Origin of the sequence: Bradyrhizobium sp. CB1717, assembly GCF_029714325.1 — a bacterium.
Lineage (GTDB): Bacteria > Pseudomonadota > Alphaproteobacteria > Rhizobiales > Xanthobacteraceae > Bradyrhizobium.
On the sequence record NZ_CP121666.1, the window covers coordinates 158,266 to 178,079 of the forward strand.

21 protein-coding genes are annotated in these 19,814 nt (G+C 66.0%); 10 read left to right on the plus strand and 11 right to left on the minus strand.

From position 1 onward, the window contains the following. Positions 1-3: 3 nt before the first annotated feature. Both QA649_RS00720 and QA649_RS00725 read left to right on the plus strand, forming a co-directional pair. Positions 4-537, plus strand: a complete 534-nt coding sequence (locus QA649_RS00720) for a DUF2244 domain-containing protein (protein ID WP_283022535.1) — start codon at positions 4-6, stop codon at positions 535-537. Positions 538-591: 54 nt separating this feature from the next. After that, the gene (locus QA649_RS00725) at positions 592-1,488 is read left to right on the plus strand and encodes a bifunctional helix-turn-helix domain-containing protein/methylated-DNA--[protein]-cysteine S-methyltransferase (RefSeq protein ID WP_283022536.1); all 897 of its coding nucleotides are present in this window, start codon (positions 592-594) and stop codon (positions 1,486-1,488) included. A gap of 119 nt (positions 1,489-1,607) precedes the next feature. Here QA649_RS00725 and QA649_RS00730 read toward each other — a convergent pair whose 3' ends face one another. The 8 genes from QA649_RS00730 to dnaK all read right to left on the minus strand — a co-directional run bounded on the left by QA649_RS00730 (position 1,608) and on the right by dnaK (position 9,003). Further along, positions 1,608-2,231, minus strand: coding sequence for a 2,3-bisphosphoglycerate-dependent phosphoglycerate mutase (locus QA649_RS00730; protein WP_283022537.1), 624 nt, complete (start codon positions 2,229-2,231; stop codon positions 1,608-1,610). Between the two features lie 23 nt (positions 2,232-2,254). Continuing rightward, the gene (dapB, locus tag QA649_RS00735) at positions 2,255-3,070 is read right to left on the minus strand and encodes a 4-hydroxy-tetrahydrodipicolinate reductase (protein ID WP_283022538.1); all 816 of its coding nucleotides are present in this window, start codon (positions 3,068-3,070) and stop codon (positions 2,255-2,257) included. A gap of 274 nt (positions 3,071-3,344) precedes the next feature. Then, positions 3,345-3,656 carry a DUF1330 domain-containing protein gene (locus QA649_RS00740; RefSeq protein ID WP_283022539.1) on the minus strand — a complete coding sequence of 104 codons (312 nt, stop codon included), beginning with the start codon at positions 3,654-3,656 and terminating at the stop codon, positions 3,345-3,347. A 23-nt stretch (positions 3,657-3,679) separates the two neighbouring features. After that, complete coding sequence (pyrF, locus tag QA649_RS00745) at positions 3,680-4,390, minus strand: orotidine-5'-phosphate decarboxylase (protein ID WP_283022540.1); 711 nt, start codon at positions 4,388-4,390, stop codon at positions 3,680-3,682. A 6-nt stretch (positions 4,391-4,396) separates the two neighbouring features. After that, the gene (locus tag QA649_RS00750; RefSeq protein ID WP_283022541.1) at positions 4,397-4,975 is read right to left on the minus strand and encodes an NAD(P)H-dependent oxidoreductase; all 579 of its coding nucleotides are present in this window, start codon (positions 4,973-4,975) and stop codon (positions 4,397-4,399) included. A 57-nt stretch (positions 4,976-5,032) separates the two neighbouring features. After that, a complete protein-coding gene (locus tag QA649_RS00755; protein WP_018645015.1) occupies positions 5,033-5,632 on the minus strand; it encodes an rRNA adenine N-6-methyltransferase family protein in 600 nt (199 codons plus the stop codon). Positions 5,633-5,719: 87 nt separating this feature from the next. Continuing rightward, on the minus strand, positions 5,720-6,841 hold the full coding sequence (gene dnaJ, locus QA649_RS00760) for a molecular chaperone DnaJ (protein ID WP_283022542.1): 1,122 nt from the start codon (positions 6,839-6,841) through the stop codon (positions 5,720-5,722). 260 nt (positions 6,842-7,101) lie between these two features. Beyond that, on the minus strand, positions 7,102-9,003 hold the full coding sequence (gene dnaK / locus QA649_RS00765) for a molecular chaperone DnaK (RefSeq protein WP_018645013.1): 1,902 nt from the start codon (positions 9,001-9,003) through the stop codon (positions 7,102-7,104). Between the two features lie 392 nt (positions 9,004-9,395). Here dnaK and QA649_RS00770 point away from each other — a divergent pair, with 392 nt between their 5' ends. Both QA649_RS00770 and pncA read left to right on the plus strand, forming a co-directional pair. Next, positions 9,396-10,337, plus strand: coding sequence for a hypothetical protein (locus QA649_RS00770; RefSeq protein ID WP_283022543.1), 942 nt, complete (start codon positions 9,396-9,398; stop codon positions 10,335-10,337). 190 nt (positions 10,338-10,527) lie between these two features. Continuing rightward, positions 10,528-11,250, plus strand: coding sequence for a bifunctional nicotinamidase/pyrazinamidase (pncA, locus tag QA649_RS00775; RefSeq protein ID WP_283022544.1), 723 nt, complete (start codon positions 10,528-10,530; stop codon positions 11,248-11,250). 81 nt (positions 11,251-11,331) lie between these two features. On the opposite strand, the gene grpE is transcribed toward pncA, so the two are convergent. Together grpE and hrcA are read right to left on the minus strand one after the other, a co-directional pair. Beyond that, entirely contained in the window at positions 11,332-11,949 is a 618-nt protein-coding gene (gene grpE, locus QA649_RS00780; protein ID WP_283022545.1) for a nucleotide exchange factor GrpE, read from the minus strand. Positions 11,950-12,045: 96 nt separating this feature from the next. Further along, positions 12,046-13,134 carry a heat-inducible transcriptional repressor HrcA gene (gene hrcA / locus QA649_RS00785; protein WP_283022546.1) on the minus strand — a complete coding sequence of 363 codons (1,089 nt, stop codon included), beginning with the start codon at positions 13,132-13,134 and terminating at the stop codon, positions 12,046-12,048. A 169-nt stretch (positions 13,135-13,303) separates the two neighbouring features. On the opposite strand from hrcA, the gene rph reads away from it, so the two are divergent. Genes rph through hemW form a run of 3 tightly spaced genes read left to right on the plus strand, consistent with a single transcriptional unit; the run spans position 13,304 to position 15,805 of the window. After that, positions 13,304-14,017 (plus strand): ribonuclease PH, encoded by a 714-nt coding sequence (gene rph, locus QA649_RS00790; RefSeq protein ID WP_080133847.1) that lies wholly within the window; start codon positions 13,304-13,306, stop codon positions 14,015-14,017. Positions 14,018-14,028: 11 nt separating this feature from the next. Further along, entirely contained in the window at positions 14,029-14,664 is a 636-nt protein-coding gene (rdgB, locus tag QA649_RS00795; protein ID WP_283022547.1) for an RdgB/HAM1 family non-canonical purine NTP pyrophosphatase, read from the plus strand. After that, complete coding sequence (gene hemW / locus QA649_RS00800; RefSeq protein ID WP_283022548.1) at positions 14,651-15,805, plus strand: radical SAM family heme chaperone HemW; 1,155 nt, start codon at positions 14,651-14,653, stop codon at positions 15,803-15,805. The genes rdgB and hemW overlap by 14 nt, the downstream gene beginning before the upstream one ends. A gap of 117 nt (positions 15,806-15,922) precedes the next feature. On the opposite strand, the gene QA649_RS00805 is transcribed toward hemW, so the two are convergent. Next, positions 15,923-17,158 (minus strand): penicillin-binding protein activator, encoded by a 1,236-nt coding sequence (locus QA649_RS00805; protein ID WP_283022549.1) that lies wholly within the window; start codon positions 17,156-17,158, stop codon positions 15,923-15,925. A gap of 340 nt (positions 17,159-17,498) precedes the next feature. On the opposite strand from QA649_RS00805, the gene rsmI reads away from it, so the two are divergent. Genes rsmI through gshB form a run of 3 tightly spaced genes read left to right on the plus strand, consistent with a single transcriptional unit; the run spans position 17,499 to position 19,792 of the window. Beyond that, entirely contained in the window at positions 17,499-18,449 is a 951-nt protein-coding gene (gene rsmI, locus QA649_RS00810; RefSeq protein ID WP_283022550.1) for a 16S rRNA (cytidine(1402)-2'-O)-methyltransferase, read from the plus strand. Continuing rightward, positions 18,436-18,837, plus strand: a complete 402-nt coding sequence (locus QA649_RS00815; RefSeq protein WP_283022551.1) for a YraN family protein — start codon at positions 18,436-18,438, stop codon at positions 18,835-18,837. The genes rsmI and QA649_RS00815 overlap by 14 nt, the downstream gene beginning before the upstream one ends. A 10-nt stretch (positions 18,838-18,847) precedes the next feature. After that, positions 18,848-19,792: a glutathione synthase gene (gshB, locus tag QA649_RS00820; protein ID WP_283022552.1), complete on the plus strand. Its 945-nt coding sequence runs from the start codon at positions 18,848-18,850 to the stop codon at positions 19,790-19,792. The last annotated feature ends 22 nt before the right edge of the window (positions 19,793-19,814 follow it).

Here is a 19,814-nt window from a genome sequence, read left to right on the forward strand (position 1 = left end):
ACGATGAGCACAGGCAACGAAATTGAGCGCAAGGATTTTGAAGATCAGCGCGAAGTGCAGATCTTCTCCGCGCTGCTGACGCCGCACCGCTCGCTGAACCGCACCGGGTTTCTCGCCGTGATGCTGTTCCTGAGCGTCGTCAGCTTTGCCACCGGCCTCGCCTTCCTGTTGAAGGGCGCCTGGCCCGTGCTCGGCTTCTTTGGTCTCGACGTGCTCGTGGTCTGGTGGGCCTTCAGGGTCAATTTCGGCACGGGGCGGGCACGCGAGGAGATCACCGTCACGACCTCCGAACTGCGGGTGCGGCGCATCAGCCATCGCGGTCAGGTCGCCGAATGGACCTTCAATCCGCTCTGGGTCCGCCTCGACATGGAAGTCGACGAGGATTTCGGCATCGAGCACCTCTACCTGATCTCGCGCGGCCACCAGATCCAGCTTGCGAGGTTCCTGGGACCTGAGGAAAAGGCAAGCTTTTACAAAGGCTTGGTCGAGGCGCTGAACGCCGCCAAGCGTGGGCCGACCTACAACCCGATCAACTGATCCCAGTCGGAAATCGGGTGGTTTCAGACCCGCCCCTCTCCTACATTTCAGGTCATGATGACACTCGCAATCCATGACCAGCGCCTGGCCAAGCCGGGCCCCCAGAACGCCGCGCTGCGGGATTACGATTCCGTGCGCCGGGCGATCGCGTTCATCTCGGAGAACTGGCGCGCGCAGCCGACCATCGAGGCGATGGCGGATGCGGCCGGCGTCACGCCGGATGAGCTGCACCATCTGTTCCGCCGCTGGGCTTCGATCACGCCGAAGGCTTTCATGCAGGCGCTTACCCTGGACCATGCGAAGGGCCTGCTGCGGGACTCCGCGAGCATCCTCGACGCCGCGCTCGACTCCGGGCTGTCAGGTCCTGGCCGGCTGCACGATCTCTTCGTCACCCATGAAGCGATGTCGCCGGGCGAATGGAAGAACGGCGGCGCGGGGCTCACCTTGCGCTACGGCTTCCATCCCTCGCCGTTCGGCACCGCCATCGTGATCGCGACCGACCGCGGCCTCTCGGGCCTCGCCTTCGCCGATCATGGCGAAGAGAAGATCGCGCTCGCCGACATGACGCGGCGCTGGCCGAAGGCGACCTATGTCGAAGATCACGAAGGCACCGCGCCGCTCGCCGCGCGCATCTTCGACCCGAAACTCTGGCGGCCCGACCAGCCGCTGCGCGTGGTTCTGATCGGCACCGATTTCGAAGTGCGGGTGTGGGAGACGCTGCTGAAGATTCCGATGGGCCGCGCGGTGTCCTATTCCGACATCGCCTGCAACATCGACAGCCCGAAGGCCTCGCGCGCCGTCGGCGCTGCGGTCGGCAAGAACCCGGTCTCGTTCGTCGTGCCCTGCCACCGCGCACTCAGCAAGAGCGGCACGCTCACCGGCTATCACTGGGGCATCACCCGCAAGCAGGCGATGCTGGGCTGGGAAGCCGGGCGGGTCGGGATGCAGTAAGCGCAACGAGCACACTGCCGTAGGGCGGGCAAAGCGAAGCGTGCCCACCTTGTGTAAATGATCACGGAAAGGTGGTGGGCACGGCGCTGCGCGCCTTTGCCCACCCTACGAGACCTTCGTTAGCCCGCCAGATCCAGCTTCGAGGCCACGGTCGAATCCGCGTTCAGCCGGTAGATGATCGGCACGCCGGTGGCGAGCTCGCGCTTCAAAATGCCTTCCGGCGACAGCTTCTCCAGCACCATGATCAGCGCGCGCAGCGAGTTGCCGTGGGCAGCGACCAGGGTGCACTTGCCGTTGAGCACGGCGGGCAGGATCTCCTGCACATAGTACGGCAATGCGCGGGCGAGCGTGTCCTTCAGGCTTTCGCCGCCGGGCGGCGGCACATCGTAGGAGCGGCGCCAGACATGCACCTGCTCCTCGCCCCACTTCTTGCGCGCATCGTCCTTGTTGAGGCCGGAGAGATCGCCATAGTCGCGCTCGTTCAGCGCGAGGTCCTTCGAGGTCGGCAGGCCCTCCTGGCCGAGCTCGCCGAGGATGAGGTCGAGCGTGTGCTGCGCGCGCGTCAGCACCGAAGTGAAGGCGACGTCGAACACGAGGCCCTGCGCCTTCAGCTTGCGGCCGGCTTCCTTCGCTTCCTTCACGCCGAGCTCGGTGAGGTCGGGGTCCTTCCAGCCCGTGAACAGGTTCTTCAGATTCCATTCGCTCTGGCCGTGGCGCACGAGCACGAGGAGACGTTCGCTCATTGACTGCTTTCCGTTGGGTTCGATCAGAAATCGGCGAGGCCGAGCACGTCGGCCATGGAATAGTGCCCCGGCGCCTTGCCATGCGCCCACAGCGCCGCCTTGAGCGCGCCGTGCGCGAACAGCATGCGATCCTCGGCCTGGTGCGACAGCGTCAAACGTTCGAACGGCCCAAGGAAGGTCACGCTGTGGTCGCCGGCGACGGTGCCGCCGCGCAAGGAAGCGAAGCCGATATTGCCCGGCCGGCGCGCGCCGGTGATGCCGTCACGACCGCGCTCGGAATGTTCATCGAGGGTGACGCCGCGGCCGCTGGCTGCCGCCTGCCCCAGCATCAGCGCCGTGCCCGAGGGCGCATCGACCTTCATGCGGTGATGGGTCTCGACGATCTCGATGTCGAAGCTCTGGTCGAGCGCCTTGGCGACACGCTTGACCACGGCGGCGAGCAGATTGACGCCCAGGCTCATATTGCCCGACTGCACCACGACCGCGCGGTTGGTGACGCTCTTGATCACCGCATTGTCGGAACCGGACAGCCCGGTCGTGCCGATGACATGCACGAGGCCGCGCTCGGCGGCGATCGCGACATTGGCGATGGTCGCGGCCGGCACGGTGAAATCGAGGATGCCGTCGGCGTCCTTCGACATCGCCCAGAGATCGGCGGAAAGCTTGATGCCATTGGCCGGCAGGCCAGCGAGCACGCCGGCATCCTTGCCGAGCAGATCGGAGCCCGGCGCCTCCAGCGCGCCCGCCAGCACCGCCCCTTTGCTCTCGGCAATCGCCCGCACCAGCGCGCGGCCCATCCGGCCGCCGGCTCCTGCAACAATCAAGCGCATGTCGGACATGGTGTGATCCCTTTCGGAGGCCGTTGTAGCGGGGGGATGCAGTTCCGGCAACCGAGGGGGATTTACCTAGATCGCAGCGACGCGCCGCCTCTTACCCTCCCCTGGAGGGGGAGGGTCGCTGGGCATGCAGCGAAGCGGAATGCACAGCGGGGTGGGGTGACGGTCTCTCCCCGGCGCACAGTGCCCGAGTGGAGAGATCACCCCACCCCGCTCGCGCTGCGCGCGATCGACCCTCCCCCTCCAGGGGAGGGTAAGAGAGCGCCGCAGTCGAAATCTACGAGTCCGACGGCTGCGGGCCGTCATAGCCCTCGATGATGATGAGGTCGGCGATCGAGTGCGGCTGGCGCACCTTGATGTTGGCCTGGTATTCCGGCGAGTTGTAGCAGGCGATCGCGGTTTCGTAGTCGGGGAATTCGATGACGACGTTGCGGGTGCGGCTGGCGCCCTCGACGGTGGTGAATTTGCCGCCGCGGACTGCGAAGCGGCCGCCCCATTTCTTGAAGATAGGGCCGTTGGCGACGACGTAGGGCTTGTAGCCCTCGTCATTGTTCACGTCGACGCGGCCGATCCAGTAGCCTTTTGCCATTGTTCTTCTCCCTTGGTTGTTACTTAGCCGAGCGCTTGCGCGATCTCGGCGTGGATGGCGTCTGCGACAGCGTTCGGATCGGCAGCTTCCACCACCGGACGTCCGACGACGAGATAATCGGCGCCCGCGGTGATGGCGCGGCCCGGCGTCATGATGCGCTTTTGATCGCCGCTAGCCGCGCCCGCGGGGCGGATGCCGGGGGTGACGAGGCTCATCTGATGGCCGACGATTTTGCGCAGGGCTCCGACTTCTTCGGGCGAGGACACGAGGCCATCGACGCCGAGCACCTGCGCCTGCTGCGCGCGCGCCTCGACCAGCTCGGAGACGCTGAGCCGATAACCCGCGGCGTGCAGATCATCGTCGTTGTAGGACGTCAGCACCGTGACCGCGAGAATCTTCAGGCTGGCACTGCCGCGGCCTTCGACGGCGCCCTTCATGGTCTGCGGATAGGCGTGCACGGTGACGAAGGTCGCGCCCAGCCGAGCCACGCTCTCCACACCGCGCGTCACCGTGTTGCCGATGTCGTGCATCTTGAGATCGGCAAAGACCTTCTTGCCCTTGTCGGCGAGCTTGCCGATCAGCGGCAGGCCACCGGCATAAGCGAGCTGATAGCCGATCTTGTAGAACGAGACGCTGTCGCCGAGCTTCGCGATCATCGCCTCCGCGGCATCAACGCTCGGCAGATCAAGCGCAACGATCAGGCGGTCTTTCGGGGCGATTTCGGCTGGCGTCATGTCACCTCACATCATGCGTTGGGAAACGTCGATCAACTGCGCGACCAGCTCCTTCAACGCGGCGATATCGCCCTCGTTCTTCAGCCTGTCCATATCGTCATAGGCCTGGTCGGCAAAGGCGAGCGTCAGCTGGCTGGCAATCACATTGGCGTGGCAGGAGGTCAGGATCAGGCGCAATGCCTGGAGCGCGCGGGCGGCACCTAACCGGCTCTGCGAAGCGCCGGCGAGTGCAAAGGTGCGATCGCGGAACACCGCCCCGCGCGCCTCGTGCAGATCGTGGACACGGCTGACCCAGTCGATCGCGTTCTTGAGCAGCGGCGGCACCGAGGCGTTGTATTCGGGCGAGACGATCAGCACACCGTGATGCGCACCGATCATGCGCTTCAGATTGATCGCGTTCTTGGGCACGCCGGACTTGGCCTGGAGATCGCCGTCATAGATCGGCAGCGGAAAATCGGCGAGCGAGATGCGGGTGACGTCGACGCCGGCCCGCGCGAACTCATAGGCCATGACCGCCGCCAGCTTCGCATTGTGCGAGCCGGTGCGCAGCGAGCCGGGAATGACCAGGATTTTAGGTGCGGACATCCGCTTCCATGCGTTCGGCGAAACGAGCCCGCCGCGCAAGGAGCAACGCCGGCGGAATTAGTCCTTGCGATACACCCAGACGCGGGCCGGCGGAAGGTTCATCCAGATCCGTTCCGAGGCCTCTGTGGACACGCCGGGCAGCGATTTCGGGATCGGCGGCACCACCGCATAGGTGAACTGGACGAAGGGCGCGCCGGGCGCCAGTGCCGTGAAGGCGTCGCGGATGAGCCGCAGGCGCGTCAGCATCGGTTTTGTGACCAGCGGGAGGCCCGAGACAACCGCGCCGGCGGGCGCGCCGAGCACGTTCCAGAGCGTGTCGCGCAGGCGGTAGGCATCGCCCTGCACGACCTTGGCTTGCGGATAACGGTCGCGCAGCAGCGCGCAGAAGCCGGGATTGTATTCGACGAGGACGAGACGCTTCTGGTCGACACCACGCTCGATCAGCGCCGAGGTGATCGCGCCGGTGCCGGGCCCGAGCTCGACCACCGGTGCATCGGAATCGACATCGACGTAGTGGGCCATGGTCCGGGCCAAGAGCTTGCCCGACGGCATCACCGCGCCCATGTGGAGGGGCTTTTCGATCCACGATCTCAGAAAGCGCACCTCGTCGTCGAGACGAGGCTTCTTCAACGCACGCGCGGACGATGGCAATGGCATGTCAGGACCGGACGGGACCGCGGGACGCGGCGTGTCAGAAAATGGTCATAAACAGGTATAGGCCGCAGGCGATACGGTCAAGCCGAGTCAGCCCGCCCGATTACCGAAGAAGTCCTTGACCTTGGCGAAGAAACCCTCGGATTCCGGCTGGGTGTTACCGGAGGAGAGCTTTTCGAACTCGGCCAGCAATTCCTGCTGCTTCTTGGTGAGGTTCTGCGGGGTCTCGACCACGACTTGAACGTACATGTCGCCGGTCTGGCGCGAGCGCAGCACCGGCATGCCTTTTGATGCAATGCGGAATCGACGGTTGGACTGGGTCCCGGCCGGCACCTTCACCTTGGCCTTGGCCTTGTCGATGGTCGGCACCTCGAATTCACCGCCAAGCGCGGCCGTCACCATCGAGATCGGCACCCGGCAATGCAAATCGGCGCCGTCGCGCTGGAAGAACTGGTGCTGGGCCAGCGACAGGAAGATGTAGAGGTCGCCCGGCGGACCACCACGGACGCCTGCCTCGCCTTCGCCGGCGAGCCTGATCCTCGTGCCGTCCTCGACACCTTGGGGAATGTTGACCGAGAGCGTGCGCTCGCGGGTGACGCGGCCCTGGCCCGAGCAGGACGGGCAGGCGTCCTCGATCATCTGGCCACGGCCCTGGCAGCCCGGGCAGGTGCGTTCGAGCGTGAAGAAGCCCTGCGACTGCCGCACGCGGCCGGCGCCGCCACAGGTCGAGCAGGTCTTCGGCTTGGTGCCGGCCTTGGCGCCGATGCCCGAGCAGGCCTCGCAGGTGACCGAGACCGGGATCTCGATCTGCGCGGTCTTGCCACCAAAGGCTTCCTCGAGCGTGATTTCCATGTTGTAGCGCAGGTCGGCGCCGCGCTCGCGGCCGCCGCGGCCGCGCTGTCCGGCCATGCCGAACAGATCCTCGAAAATGTCGGAGAAGGAGGAGGCGAAGCCTGCGCCGAAACCGGCGCCGCCGCCGCCCTGCTCGAAGGCCGCATGGCCGAAGCGGTCATAGGCCGCGCGCTTGTCCTTGTCCTTCAGGACTTCGTAGGCCTCGTTGATTTCCTTGAACTTGACCTCGCTGGTGTCGTCCCCGGGATTGCGGTCGGGGTGGAACTTCATCGCCAGCTTGCGGAAGGACGATTTCAGGACGGAATCGTCAGCGGTGCGTTCGACTTCGAGGGTTTCGTAATAGCAGCGCTTGGTGGACATGGCGGGCTCGGTCTATCCAATCGCGAGTCAAGTCGGAGCGAAACGATGTCGCCACGCGACCATATAGGCAGCCTTCCGCCTTGCGGCAGAGGGCAGCACGGCGGCGTTGAGAATAACGGCTGGGAATTGCTTGATCGTAACGGGGCCGACTTTCGAAGAGTCTTGGCCCGTTCGTCCCGACACGACGGCCTCCCCCGTGAGGGAGGAGGCCGGTAGCGCGTGTGGGGTCCAAGTCGTCCGCATCATCACCCTCTTGGGGTTCAGGCGGACTTCTTGTTGTTCTTGTCGTCGTCGACTTCGGTGAACTCCGCGTCGACGACGTCGTCCTTGGCCGCGTCCTTCTTGGCGTCGGCCTCGGCCTGCTGCTTGTACATGGCCTCGCCGAGCTTCATCGAAGCCTGGGCCAGCGTCTGGGTCTTGGCCTTGATCGCCTCGGCATCGTCGCCCTTCAGCGCTTCCTTGAGGTCGCTGACGGCATCCTCGATGGCGCGGCGCTCGGTCTCGGCGACCTTCGAACCGTGCTCGGCAAGCGCCTTCTCGGTCGAATGCACCAGACCATCCGCCTCGTTCTTGGCGGTGACGGCCTCGCGGCGCTTCTTGTCCGCCTCGGCATTGGCCTCGGCGTCCTTGACCATCTTCTCGATGTCGGCTTCCGACAGGCCGCCGGAGGCCTGGATGCGGATCTGCTGCTCCTTGCCGGTCGCCTTGTCCTTGGCCGAGACGTTGACGATGCCGTTGGCGTCGATGTCGAAGGTCACCTCGATCTGCGGCATGCCGCGCGGAGCCGGCGGAATACCCATCAGGTCGAACTGGCCGAGCATCTTGTTGTCGGCCGCCATTTCACGCTCGCCCTGGAAGACGCGGATGGTGACGGCATTCTGATTGTCTTCAGCCGTCGAGAACACCTGGCTCTTCTTGGTCGGGATCGTGGTGTTGCGGTCGATGATGCGGGTGAACACGCCGCCCAGCGTCTCGATGCCCAGCGACAGCGGGGTCACGTCGAGCAGCAGCACGTCCTTGACGTCGCCCTGGAGCACGCCGGCCTGGATCGCAGCACCGATCGCCACGACTTCGTCCGGGTTGACGCCCTTGTGCGGCTCCTTGCCGAACAGCTGCTTCACGACTTCCTGGACCTTCGGCATGCGCGACATGCCGCCGACCAGCACCACTTCGCCGATCTCACCGGCGGTGACGCCGGCGTCCTTCAGCGCCTTGCGGCAGGGCTCGACGGTCTTCTGGATGAGGTCGTCGACCAGCGCCTCGAACTTGGCGCGGGTGAGCTTCATCGTCAGATGCTTCGGGCCGGTCTGGTCCGCGGTGATGAAGGGCAGGTTGATCTCGGTCTGCGTCGTCGACGACAGCTCGATCTTGGCCTTTTCAGCGGCTTCCTTCAGGCGCTGCAACGCGAGCTTGTCGTTGCGCAGGTTGATGCCCTGCTCCTTCTGGAACTCGTCGGCGAGATAGCCGACCAGGCGCATGTCGAAATCTTCACCGCCGAGGAAGGTGTCGCCGTTGGTCGACTTCACCTCGAACACGCCGTCGCCGATCTCGAGAATGGAGATATCGAAGGTGCCGCCGCCGAGGTCGTACACGGCGATCGTGCCGGCCTTGGTCTTGTCGAGACCGTAGGCGAGCGCGGCCGCGGTCGGCTCGTTGATGATGCGCAGCACTTCAAGGCCCGCGATCTTGCCGGCGTCCTTGGTCGCCTGGCGCTGGGCGTCGTTGAAGTAGGCGGGAACGGTGATGACGGCCTGGTCGACCTTCTGGCCGAGATGGGCTTCCGCGGTCTCCTTCATCTTCTGCAGGATGAAAGCGGAGACCTGCGAGGGCGAGTAGGTCTGGCCGTCGGCCTCGACCCAGGCGTCGCCGTTGGAAGCCTTCACGATCTTGTACGGAACGAGCTTCTTGTCCTTCTCGACCATCGGGTCGTCGTAGCGGCGGCCGATCAGGCGCTTCACTGCGAAGAACGTACGCTCTGGATTGGTAACGGCCTGGCGCTTGGCAGGCTGGCCGACGAGGCGCTCACCGTCGTCCGTCACGGCGACGATCGAAGGCGTCGTGCGCATGCCTTCGGAATTCTCGATAACTTTGGCGTTTTTGCCATCCATCACGGCGACGCACGAGTTCGTGGTGCCGAGGTCGATCCCAATGACCTTTCCCATGGTCCTGATATCCTTCTTTTTGCGGCAGGTTGGCTGGGCCCAGAAGGCACCCGAACCGAAACCCCCTAAGATCAAACATCCGCGATATTGCGATGATTGAGGCTCATATAGGAGGGGGGGAGGGGGCCGCAAGGACCGAAGCAACGTTTCGGCCGTGAAAACATTGGGTTTTAGGAGCTGATATCCGGGCTCAACCGCCCTTGCGGGTGAGGAAATATTAACAGGTCCCGCGATCCGCTACGCCGCCCCGGCAACCCGCCACACCCTGTTACGGCGGGGCCAAACCCGCTAAAAGGCGGGCCGGCCGACAGCCGCGCAAGGCGGCTTCGCGCGACAATGCGGCCCGGTGGAAGACCATCGAACGGCCTCAATGTGAACCAATCAGAGTGCCCATGAAGCTGATCCGCCCCCTCGCCGCGCTCGCCTTTCTCATCGCCTCCGCGCTTCCGGCCCTGGCTGCCGACGCCGTCTTCCCGCCCGGCCTGCGCCTCGGCATGGTGCCGCTGGTCGGCCTCAGCACGGCAAAAACCTTCCCGGGCTTCGAGAGCGAGGACGGCAGCGTCAAGGTGCTGATCACCGAGCTGCCGCCGGCAGCCTATGGCGAGGTCGTGAGCGCCTTCAATTCCAATCCGGCCGGCCCTGGCGGCGTCAAGCAGGACAAGATCGAGACGCCAGCGGGCCTTGCCTATTTCACCACCGAGAGCGGCAAGGCCGGCGAGACCCCGGTGAAGCGCTACTCGATGATCGTGCCGGGCGCCGGCTTCTCCGGCTATGTCGCCGTGCAGATCCCGGAGAATGCGACCAAGATCTACACCGACGAGGCGGTGCGGCAGATGTTTGCGAGCGCCACGACCCGCAAGCAGGTCTCGGCCGAAGAGCAGATCGCGTTGATGCCGTTCAAGATCACCGATCTCGCCGACTTCAAGGACATCCGCACGCTGGCGCCGGGCTCGAGCATCATCCTGGCCGACGGCAACGAGAGTGCAGGCTATGAGTCGAAGCCGTTCATGATCCTCGGCCTGATCGGCGCCACCCCGCAGCAGGCCGACGATCGCGCCCGCTTCGCCCAGGAGGCCGCGCTGCAGATCCCCGGCGTGCGCGAATCCCGCGTCACCATGTCCGAGCCGATCCGCATCAACGGCCAGCAGGGCTTTGAGACCCGGATCGACGGCGTCAGCGGCAAGGACAAGACGCCGGTGACCGTGGTGCAGTGGATCCGCTTCTCCAGCGGCGGCGCCTCGCTGCGCATCATCGCCAGCGCCCCGCGCGACCAGTGGCAAGCCGCCTTCACCCGCTTCCGTGCCGTGCGCGACGGGATTCAGCCGAAGGGGTAGGCCCGAGGCGCTCCAACACACTCGGTGTCGTCCCGGCCCCCGCGCGCAATTGCGCGCTAGGCCGGGACGACAGTGAGTTTGGGGCTAGCAGCCCAACCCCTCACCAATACCGGCTGCATTTTCGGGCTTCTGTTCGTATACGAACGGAACTAGGCTTCCCCCGTTGGATCATCCTGGAGGGAGGCGAACGATGCTTGATCGACGACAAATCCTCGCGGCGCTTGGAACGACGGCGCTGGCGACCCTCGCGCCAACGGCGCTGTTCGCAGCGGCATCGATCAAGCCGGACGATGCGTCCGCGCTGCTGGTGATCGACGTGCAGAACTGCTTCCTGCCCGGCGGCAGTCTCGCCGTGAAGGAAGGCGAACAGGTGGTGCCGGTCATCAACAAAATGGCGAAAGCGTTTTCGAACGTGGTGATGACGCAGGACTGGCACACGCCCGGCCACGTGTCGTTTGCGTCGGTCCATTCCGGCAAGAAGCCGTTCGAGACCATCGATCTTCCTTACGGCAAGCAGGTGCTGTGGCCGGACCATTGCGTGCAGGGCACCGATGGCGCTTCGCTGTCGAAGGACCTGTCGATCCCGCACGCCGAGCTCATCATCCGCAAGGGTTTTCACAAGGACGTCGACAGCTACTCGGCGTTCCTCGAAGCCGACGGCAAGACCTCGACCGGGCTCGCCGGCTACCTGAAGGGCCGCAAGATCAAGCGCGTCTTCGTCGCCGGCCTTGCGACGGACTTCTGCGTCGCCTGGACCGCGCTGGACGCGCGCAAGGCGGGCTTCGAGGTCTACGTCGTGGAGGACGCCTGCCGCGGCATCGACACCCAGGGCTCGCTGGCAAAGGCCTGGGCCGACATGGCCAAGGCCGGCGTGAAGCGGATTCAGTCCGCGGATATCGCGGTGAGCGCGTAAGGCAGCGCGCAACACTGCAAGACCCTTATCCAGAGGAGCGCGCTTCTTCGCGCGCGGCTCCTCACCATGAGGGCCCGAGACTCAGTTCGTCGCGCCGCTCGACTCGTTGTTGTTCGCCGCAGGCGCGGCCTTCGCGCCGCCCTTGGCGACACCGACCAAGGCCGGACGCAGCACGCGGTCGCCGATGGTGTAGCCGGCCTGCATGATCTGCACCACGGTGCCCGACGGCACCGACGGATCAGGCACCTCGTACATCGCCTGGTGGAAGTTCGGGTCGAACTTCTGGCCCTGCGGATCGAGCTTCTTCACGCCGTGCTTTTCCAGCGCGTTGAGCAGCGAGCGCTCGGTGAGCTCGACGCCCTCGATCAGCGAGATCAGGCCGGGATCGGCGGTGGCACGGGCCTCGGCCGGAACCGCATCAAGCGCGCGCTGGAGATTGTCGGCGATGTCGAGCACGTCGCGGGCAAAGCCGGTGATGCCGTAGAGGCGGGCGTCAGCGACCTCCTTGGTGGTGCGCTTGCGCAAATTCTCCATCTCGGCCAGCGTCCGCAGCATGCGGTCGCGCGCCTCGGCGGCTTCCTTCTGCAACATTTCGACCGAGCCGGGCTCGGGATCGTCGGGCATGATGTAGGGTTTTGACACCACGGGCTCGCCGGTCGCTGCAGTCGTGTCTTCGGGTTGCCGGTCTTGCTCGGTCATCGGCTTTAATCTCGAACTCGTTTCCAGGGATTGTTGGCCCGGATATCGTGCCTAAGCGCACGAAAATCAAGCGCCCGTGATCGGCGCAAATGCCGGTCAGCCCCCCAGAAGGCGGCTGACGATGCGGGCGGCATAGTCCACGGTCGGGATCACGCGGGCGTAATTCAGCCGCGTCGGCCCGATCACGCCCAAAACACCGACGATGTGGCCGGCGGCATCCCGATAGGGCGAGATGATGGTGGAGGAGCCGGACAGGGAAAACAGCTTGTTCTCCGAGCCGATGAAGATGCGCACCCCCTCGGCGGTCTCGGCGCGGCCGAGCAGGTCGATCACGCCGCGCTTGGTCTCGAGGTCGTCGAACAACAGGCGCACCCGCTCCAGATCCTCCAGCGCGTGCAGATCTTCCAGCAGATTGGCGTGGCCGCGGACAATGAGCTGGCGGTCCTCGTTCTCGCCGCCCGACCAGCTGGCGATGCCGGCCGAGATCACCTTTTGCGTCAGCTGATCGAGCTCGGCGCGGGCTTGCCCGAGCGCGGTTTCGAGCTCGAGCCGCGCCTCGGCGAGGGTCCGGCCGCGAATCCGCGCATTGAGGAAATTGCCGGCTTCGGTGATCGCGGACGATGGAACTCCGGGCGGCAGCGTCAGCACGCGGTTTTCGACCTGGCCGTCCTCGCCGACCAGGATCACCAGCGCTTTTTCGGGTTCCAGGCGGACGAATTCGATGTGCTTGAGCCGCGCATTGGATTTCGGCGTCAACACCACCGCGGCCGCGCGGGTCAGGCCCGACAGCCGCGTCAGCGCCTGGTCCAGCGCCGCCTCGACCGACTGGGCCTGGCCGACCGTGGCAAGCTGGCTCTGGATCGACTGCCGTTCGGCTTCGGTGAGATCGCCGACCTGCATCAGGGCGTCGACGAAGAACCGCAGCCCGAGTTCCGTCGGCAGCCGGCCCGCCGAGGTGTGCGGGGCATAGATCAGGCCGAGCTGTTCCAGGTCCGCCATGACGTTGCGCACCGAGGCCGGCGACAGCGGCATGGCGATCAGGCGGGAAATGTTGCGCGAGCCGACCGGCTCGCCGGTCGCGAGATAGCTTTCGACAATTTGACGAAAGATGTCGCGGGAGCGCTCGTTGAGCTGGGCGAGGCCTGCGCGCGGCGCGATCAGATGGATCGGATCGTGATGGGCCACAGACGGTAACTCCTCTCAGATGCTCATAATTTGTCCATCCGGCACGGTTCTGACAAGCGTGGCGTTTGCGGGGTGGAAAACCGGGGGTGAAAAAGCCTTGCCGCATACCCTCACCCCACCTACAAGCACCGCGAACAGCCCCTTTTCCGAGAATTTTGGAGGATTTCCCATGCGGCCAAGCCGCCGTGCGCCCGACGAATTGCGCCCCGTGACGCTGGAGCGCGGCGTGGTCAAATATGCGGAAGGCTCCTGCCTGGTGAAATTCGGCGACACCCATGTGCTGGTCACCGCCACACTGGAGGACCGCCTGCCGCCATGGCTGAAGGGCCAGGGCCGCGGCTGGGTCACCGCCGAATACGGCATGCTGCCACGCGCGACCTCCGAACGCACCCGCCGCGAGGCCTCCGCCGGCAAGCAGAGCGGCCGCACCGTCGAGATCCAGCGCCTGATCGGCCGCTCGCTTCGCACCATCGTCGACCTCGAAGCGCTCGGCGAGCGCCAGATCACGGTCGATTGCGACGTGCTCCAGGCCGACGGCGGCACCCGCACGGCCTCTATCACCGGCGCCTGGGTCGCGCTCGCCGATTGCATCAACTGGATGAAGGCGCGCAACATGATCAAGGCCAACGTGCTGCGCGACAACGTCGCCGCGATCTCCTGCGGCATCTACAATGGCACGCCGGTGCTCGATCTCGACTATGCCGAGGATTCGGAAGCCCAGACCGACGCCAATTTCGTCATGACCGGCGATGGCCGCATCATCGAGGTGCAGGGCACCGCGGAACGCGAGCCGTTCACGGAAGCCGAGTTCCTGGCGCTGATGGCGCTGGCGCGCAAGGGCGTCGCGCGTCTCGTGGACTTGCAGAAACTAGCTGTCGCGTAGTCAATAGGCCCATGCACCGTCGAATCACCGGAAAGCTCGTCATCGCCACCCACAATCCCGGCAAGCTCGCCGAGATGAAGGAGCTGCTTGCGCCGTACGGGATCGAGGCGGTGTCGGCCGGTGAGCTCGGCCTGGACGAGCCGGATGAGACCGGCAACGACTTCCGCAGCAACGCCGCGATCAAGGCGATCGCCGCCGCGCGCGCGACCAGGCTTCCGTCCTTCGCCGACGATTCCGGCATCGTCGTCGACGCGCTCGACGGCGCACCCGGCATCTACAGCGCGCGCTGGGCCGGTCCGACCAAGGATTTCAACGCGGCGATGGCCCAGATCGAGCGGCTGTTGCAGGAACGCGGCGCGACCACGCCTGCAAAGCGCACCGCGCATTTCGTCTCCGCGCTCTGCGTCGCCTGGCCCGACGATCATCTCGAAGAGGTCGAGGCGCGCGTCGACGGCACGCTGGCCTGGCCGCCGCGCGGCACCGCCGGCTTCGGCTACGACCCGATGTTCCTGCCCGATGGCCACAGCCGCACCTTCGGCGAGATGGAAAGCATCGAGAAGCACGGCCTGCCGCCGCTCGGCCTCGGCCTGTCGCATCGCGCCCGCGCCTTCGTGAAACTGGCGGAGATCTGCCTTGAGCCGCGCTAAGGAAGCCTTCGGCGTCTACGTGCACTGGCCGTTCTGCCTGTCGAAGTGCCCGTACTGCGACTTCAACAGCCATGTCCGCCACGCCGCGATCGACGAGGCGCGGTTTGCTTCGGCCTTCGCGCGCGAGATCGCAACGACCGCCGAGCGCGCGCCCGGTCGTGAAGTGACCTCGATCTTCCTCGGCGGCGGCACGCCGTCGCTGATGCAGCCTTCAACCGTCGGCGCGGTGCTCGATGCCATCGGCAAGCACTGGACCGTCGCAGGCGACGTCGAGGTGACACTGGAAGCGAACCCGACCAGCGTCGAGGCCACGCGCTTTGCCGGCTATCGCGCCGCCGGCATCAACCGCGTCTCGCTCGGCGTGCAGGCGCTCGACGATGCGTCGCTCAAAGCGCTGGGCCGTCTGCACAGCGCGCGCGAAGCACTCGATGCCGTCGCCATCGCGCGCCGTTCGTTCGACCGCTATTCTTTCGACCTGATCTACGCCCGCCCGGACCAGACGCCCGCGATGTGGGCCGATGAGCTGCGGCACGCGATCGATGAGGCCGCCGAACATCTGTCGCTCTATCAATTGACGATCGAGGAAGGCACGCCGTTCTTCGGCCTGCACCAGGCCGGCAAATTGAAGACGCCGGACGAAGCCGTCGCGCGCGCGCTCTACGACGTCACGCAGGAGACCTGCGACAAGCTCGGGCTCCCCGCCTACGAGATTTCCAACCACGCGCGGCGCGGCGCCGAGTGCCGGCACAATCTGGTCTACTGGCGCGGCGAGGAATATGCCGGTATCGGCCCGGGCGCGCACGGCCGCCTCGACATCGACGGCGTGCGGCATGCCACCGCCACCGAGAAGCGCCCCGAAGCCTGGCTGATGCGGGTCGAGACCAACGGCCACGGCGTCGTCACCGACGATCTCCTCAACAGCGAGGAGCGCGCCGACGAATTCCTGCTGATGGGACTGCGTCTCGCCGAGGGCATCGACCCCGAGCGCTACACCGCTCTCTCCGGTCGCCCGCTCGACCCCAAGCGCATCGCGTTGTTGCGCGAGGAAGGCGCGATCACGGTCGATACGACGGGACGGTTGCGCGTGACCAGCAGCGGTTTTCCGGTGCTGGATGCGGTGGTCGCGGATCTGGCGGCGTAACGCGCTGCCGTAGGGTGGGCAAAGGCGCACTTGCGCCGTGCCCACGATCTCTTCGCAAATTCGCATGAATGGTGGGCACGCTTCGCTTTGCCCACCCTACGGCACCGTCGTCCCTCGCTACGCCCCAAAACTCTTCGGCGAGCCCGCCACCGCAACACCACCGCCCGTCGTCACCTTCATCACGGCAAGGCCGCGCTCATTGGTGCCGTCGGCGCGGAAGCGGAACAGGCCGTCGATGCCGGCGAAGCCGGAGGGGTTGGTGAGCACATCGGAGGAGAAGCGCTGGCCGCCTTGCGTGCGCGCCAGCGCGGCGACGAGCGCGACGGCGTCATAGGCGAGTGTCGCGGTGCGGATCGGCTCCGCGCCGTACTTCGTGCGGTAGCGGCCGGCGAAGGCGCGGAAGCCGGCCGGATCCGGCGCGGCATAGAGGCCGCCCTGCAGCGCCGAGCTCGCATAGACGCGCGGATTGTCCCACAGGCCAGTGCCGAGCAGCTGGATGTTGCGCAAATTCGCGCCCGCCGCGGTCATCGCATCCGCGACCGTCACCACCGCATCGCCGTCGTCGGCAATGAACAGCGCATCCGCGCTGCCGAGCTGCTGCGCCACGGTCCGCGCCGGGGTGGCGCGATCGGCGCCGTATTTCTCGAACGCGACGATGCGCCCGCCGCGCCGCGGCACCGCCGCCTTCACGGCGGCCTCGACGACATTGCCATAGGCGTTATCGGGCAGCAGCACGGCAAAGGAGCGCTTTCCGATGCTGGCCGAATATTCGACGATGCGGTTGACGTCGGACTCCGGCAGGAACGAGAGCAGATAGACACCGCGGCCGGCGATGCTGGAGTCGGTCGAGAACGCGATCACCGGAATGTTGCGGGCGCGCGCGACCTGCGCCACCGCCGGCACCGATTGCGCGAACAGCGGCCCGAGGATGATCTCGGCGCCTTCCTCGACAGCCTGCTGCGCGCCGGCCTGAGCGCCCTGCGGGCTGCCATTGTCGTCCTTGATCAGCAGCTGGATGTTCGGGTTCTGGAACTCGGCCAGCGCCATCTCGGCGGCATTGCGCATGGACTGCGCGGCGAGACCCGCATTGCCCGCGGCCGAGAGCGGCAGGATCACCGCAACCTTGACCCCGCCGCTGCCGGCGGTCGTCGCCTGTTGCGGGGGACCTGCCGGCTGGGCCGGCGGCGCGGATGAGCTGGAGAAAGGGTTGGAGAACTGGCTGAGGCTCTGCTGCACGCCGGCGCAGGCCGACAGCAGCGGCGTGCCGAGCAACAGGCCGAGCGCGCTCCGCCGGGTCGCACCCGATGACAGGGGCCCCGGAGCGGGAGATTTTGGATGACGCGGGCCCAGCATGACAGCTTCTCTTCCGGCCGGCTCTCGCCAGCCGGTCACAACATACTTTGCCGCGACACAAGCCGCGGATTCAGGCATAGTGTCGGCAAATAGTTAACCAAAACAAAAGGATAATGACCGCTTAACGCGGCTTCCTTCCCGTCCCGGCCAGCTCTTCGCCGTTCGTCGCGTAGCATCAAGGCGGCGTTTCCGTCGCGAATATGGCACGGGAGCCCTCACTCCCCCTCGACGTGACCTTGGGTCGATCACATTCCCGTCCGTTCCTCGCCCCTCACCTCGGCACGGATCTTTTCGAAGAGCAGTTCCCAGCCCTGCGGATCGTGCCTAAGTTGGCTTCATTATGCGCGCAAAGCCGGCCCCGATAAATACGCCTGAAGACCCAGACGCCGCCCCACGCGGCTTCTCCATCGATGCCCATCGGTTCCCGGCCCCCAAGGCGGCGCCGGGCCTCCATCTGGTCGCGACCCCCATCGGCAATCTCGGCGATATCACCTTGCGCGCGCTGCAGACGCTCGCCGGCGTCGACGTGATCGCCTGCGAGGACACCCGCATCACGCGCCGCCTGACCGAGCGCTACGACATCGCAGCAACGCTCAGGCAATATCACGAGCACAACGCCGAAGCCGCGCGCCCGAAGATCCTGGAGGCGCTGGCGCAAGGCGGTTCGGTGGCGCTGGTATCGGATGCCGGCACGCCGCTGATCTCCGATCCCGGCTTCAAGCTGGTGCGCGAGGTCTGCGCTGCCGGCCACGCCGTGTATGCGCTGCCCGGCCCCTCCTCGGTGCTGGCCGCGCTGTCGGTCGCAGCCCTGCCGACCGACCGCTTTTTCTTCGAAGGCTTTCTGCCGGCGAAATCCGCCGCGCGGCGCGCGCGCCTGACCGAGCTCGCCCGCATCGACGCGACACTGGTGATGTTCGAATCTGGCAACCGCGTGCAGGATACGCTCGCGGAGCTCGCCGAGATCATGGGGGCGCGCGAGGCCGCGATCTGCCGCGAGCTGACCAAGCTGCATGAAGAAATTTCGCGCGCAACGCTGCACGAGCTGGCGCGGGACGCTGCCACACTGGAGACCCGCGGCGAGTTCGTGCTGGTGATCGCTCCACCCGCGCCCGATGCCGAGGTGCTGACATCGGATGCGCTGGACGATCTCCTGCGCGAGCAGCTCGCCGCGAACAGCGTCAAGGATGCCGTTGCGCACGCCGTCGCGCTATCGGGCCGGCCGCGCCGCGAGGTCTATGCCCGCGCGCTCGAGCTCGCAAAGGACCTGCGAGGCGGCGATGGCGAAGGCTGAGGTGCCTGCGGAACCGAAGGTCGCCTCGCCCGAGCGCGTCGCCGCGTTCCGCACCGGCATCTCGGCCGAAAGCCGCGCCGCCGCCTATCTCATGGCCAAGGGCTACCGCATCCTGGCAAAACGCTACCGCACGCCGCATGGCGAGATCGACCTCGTGGCGCGCCGCCGCAACCTGATCGCCTTCGTCGAGGTCAAGGCACGCGCCAGCCTCGATGACGCCGCCTACGCCGTCACGCCCCGCCAGCAGCTACGCATCATCAACGCCGCCCAAGGCTGGCTCGTAGCGCATCCCGAGCATGCCGAATTCGAATTCCGATTCGACGCCATGCTGATTGCGCCGCGCTCGCTTCCGCGCCATGTGTTGGCGGCATTCGACGCCTCGACCTGAAAGGCAGACCATGAAACTGAACGTCGCCGTCCAGATGGACCCCATCGCCCGCATCAACATCAAGGGCGATTCCACCTTTGCGCTGCTGCTGGAGGCGCAGAAGCGCGGCCATGGCCTGTCCTATTACACGCCCGACAAGCTCTCGATGGTCGGCGAGGAGCTGGTCGCTCCGGTCCAGCTCCTGACCGTGCGCGACGAGCCCGGCGATCATTTCACCCTCGGCGAACCCAAGCGCGAGGCGCTCAACGGCTTTGACGTGGTGCTGCTGCGCCAGGACCCGCCGTTCGACCTCGCCTACATCACCTCGACGCACTTCCTGGAGCGCATCCATCCGAAGACGCTGGTGGTCAATGACCCGGCCTCGGTGCGCAACGCGCCCGAAAAACTATTCGTGATGAATTTTCCGCAGCTGATGCCGCCGACGCTGATCTCGCGCGACCTCGACGAGATCAACGCGTTCCGCGACCAGCACGGTGCCGTCGTGATGAAGCCGCTGCACGGCCATGGCGGCGCGGCGGTGTTCCGCGTGATGCCGCAGGACATGAATTTCGGCTCGCTGTTCGACATGTTCTCGGTGACGTTCAAGGAGCCCTGGGTGATCCAGCAGTTCATTCCCGAGGTGAAGCACGGCGACAAGCGCATCATCCTCGTCAACGGCGAGTTTGCCGGCGCGGTGAACCGCGTGCCGGCCGCCGACGACCTCCGCTCCAACATGGTGCGCGGCGGCGCGGCGCAGGAGACCGAGCTCACCCCGCGCGAGCGCGAGATCTGCGCCACCGTCGGCCCGGCGCTGCGCGAGAAGGGCCTGCTGTTCGTCGGCATCGACGTCATCAACGGCAATCTCACCGAGATCAACGTGACCTCGCCGACCGGCATCCGCGCGATCGCGCGGCTCGGCGGCCCTGACGTTGCGGCGAAGATCTGGGACGTGATCGAGCAGAAGCGGAAGAAGTAGCTTCGTCGCCGCTCTCGTAGCC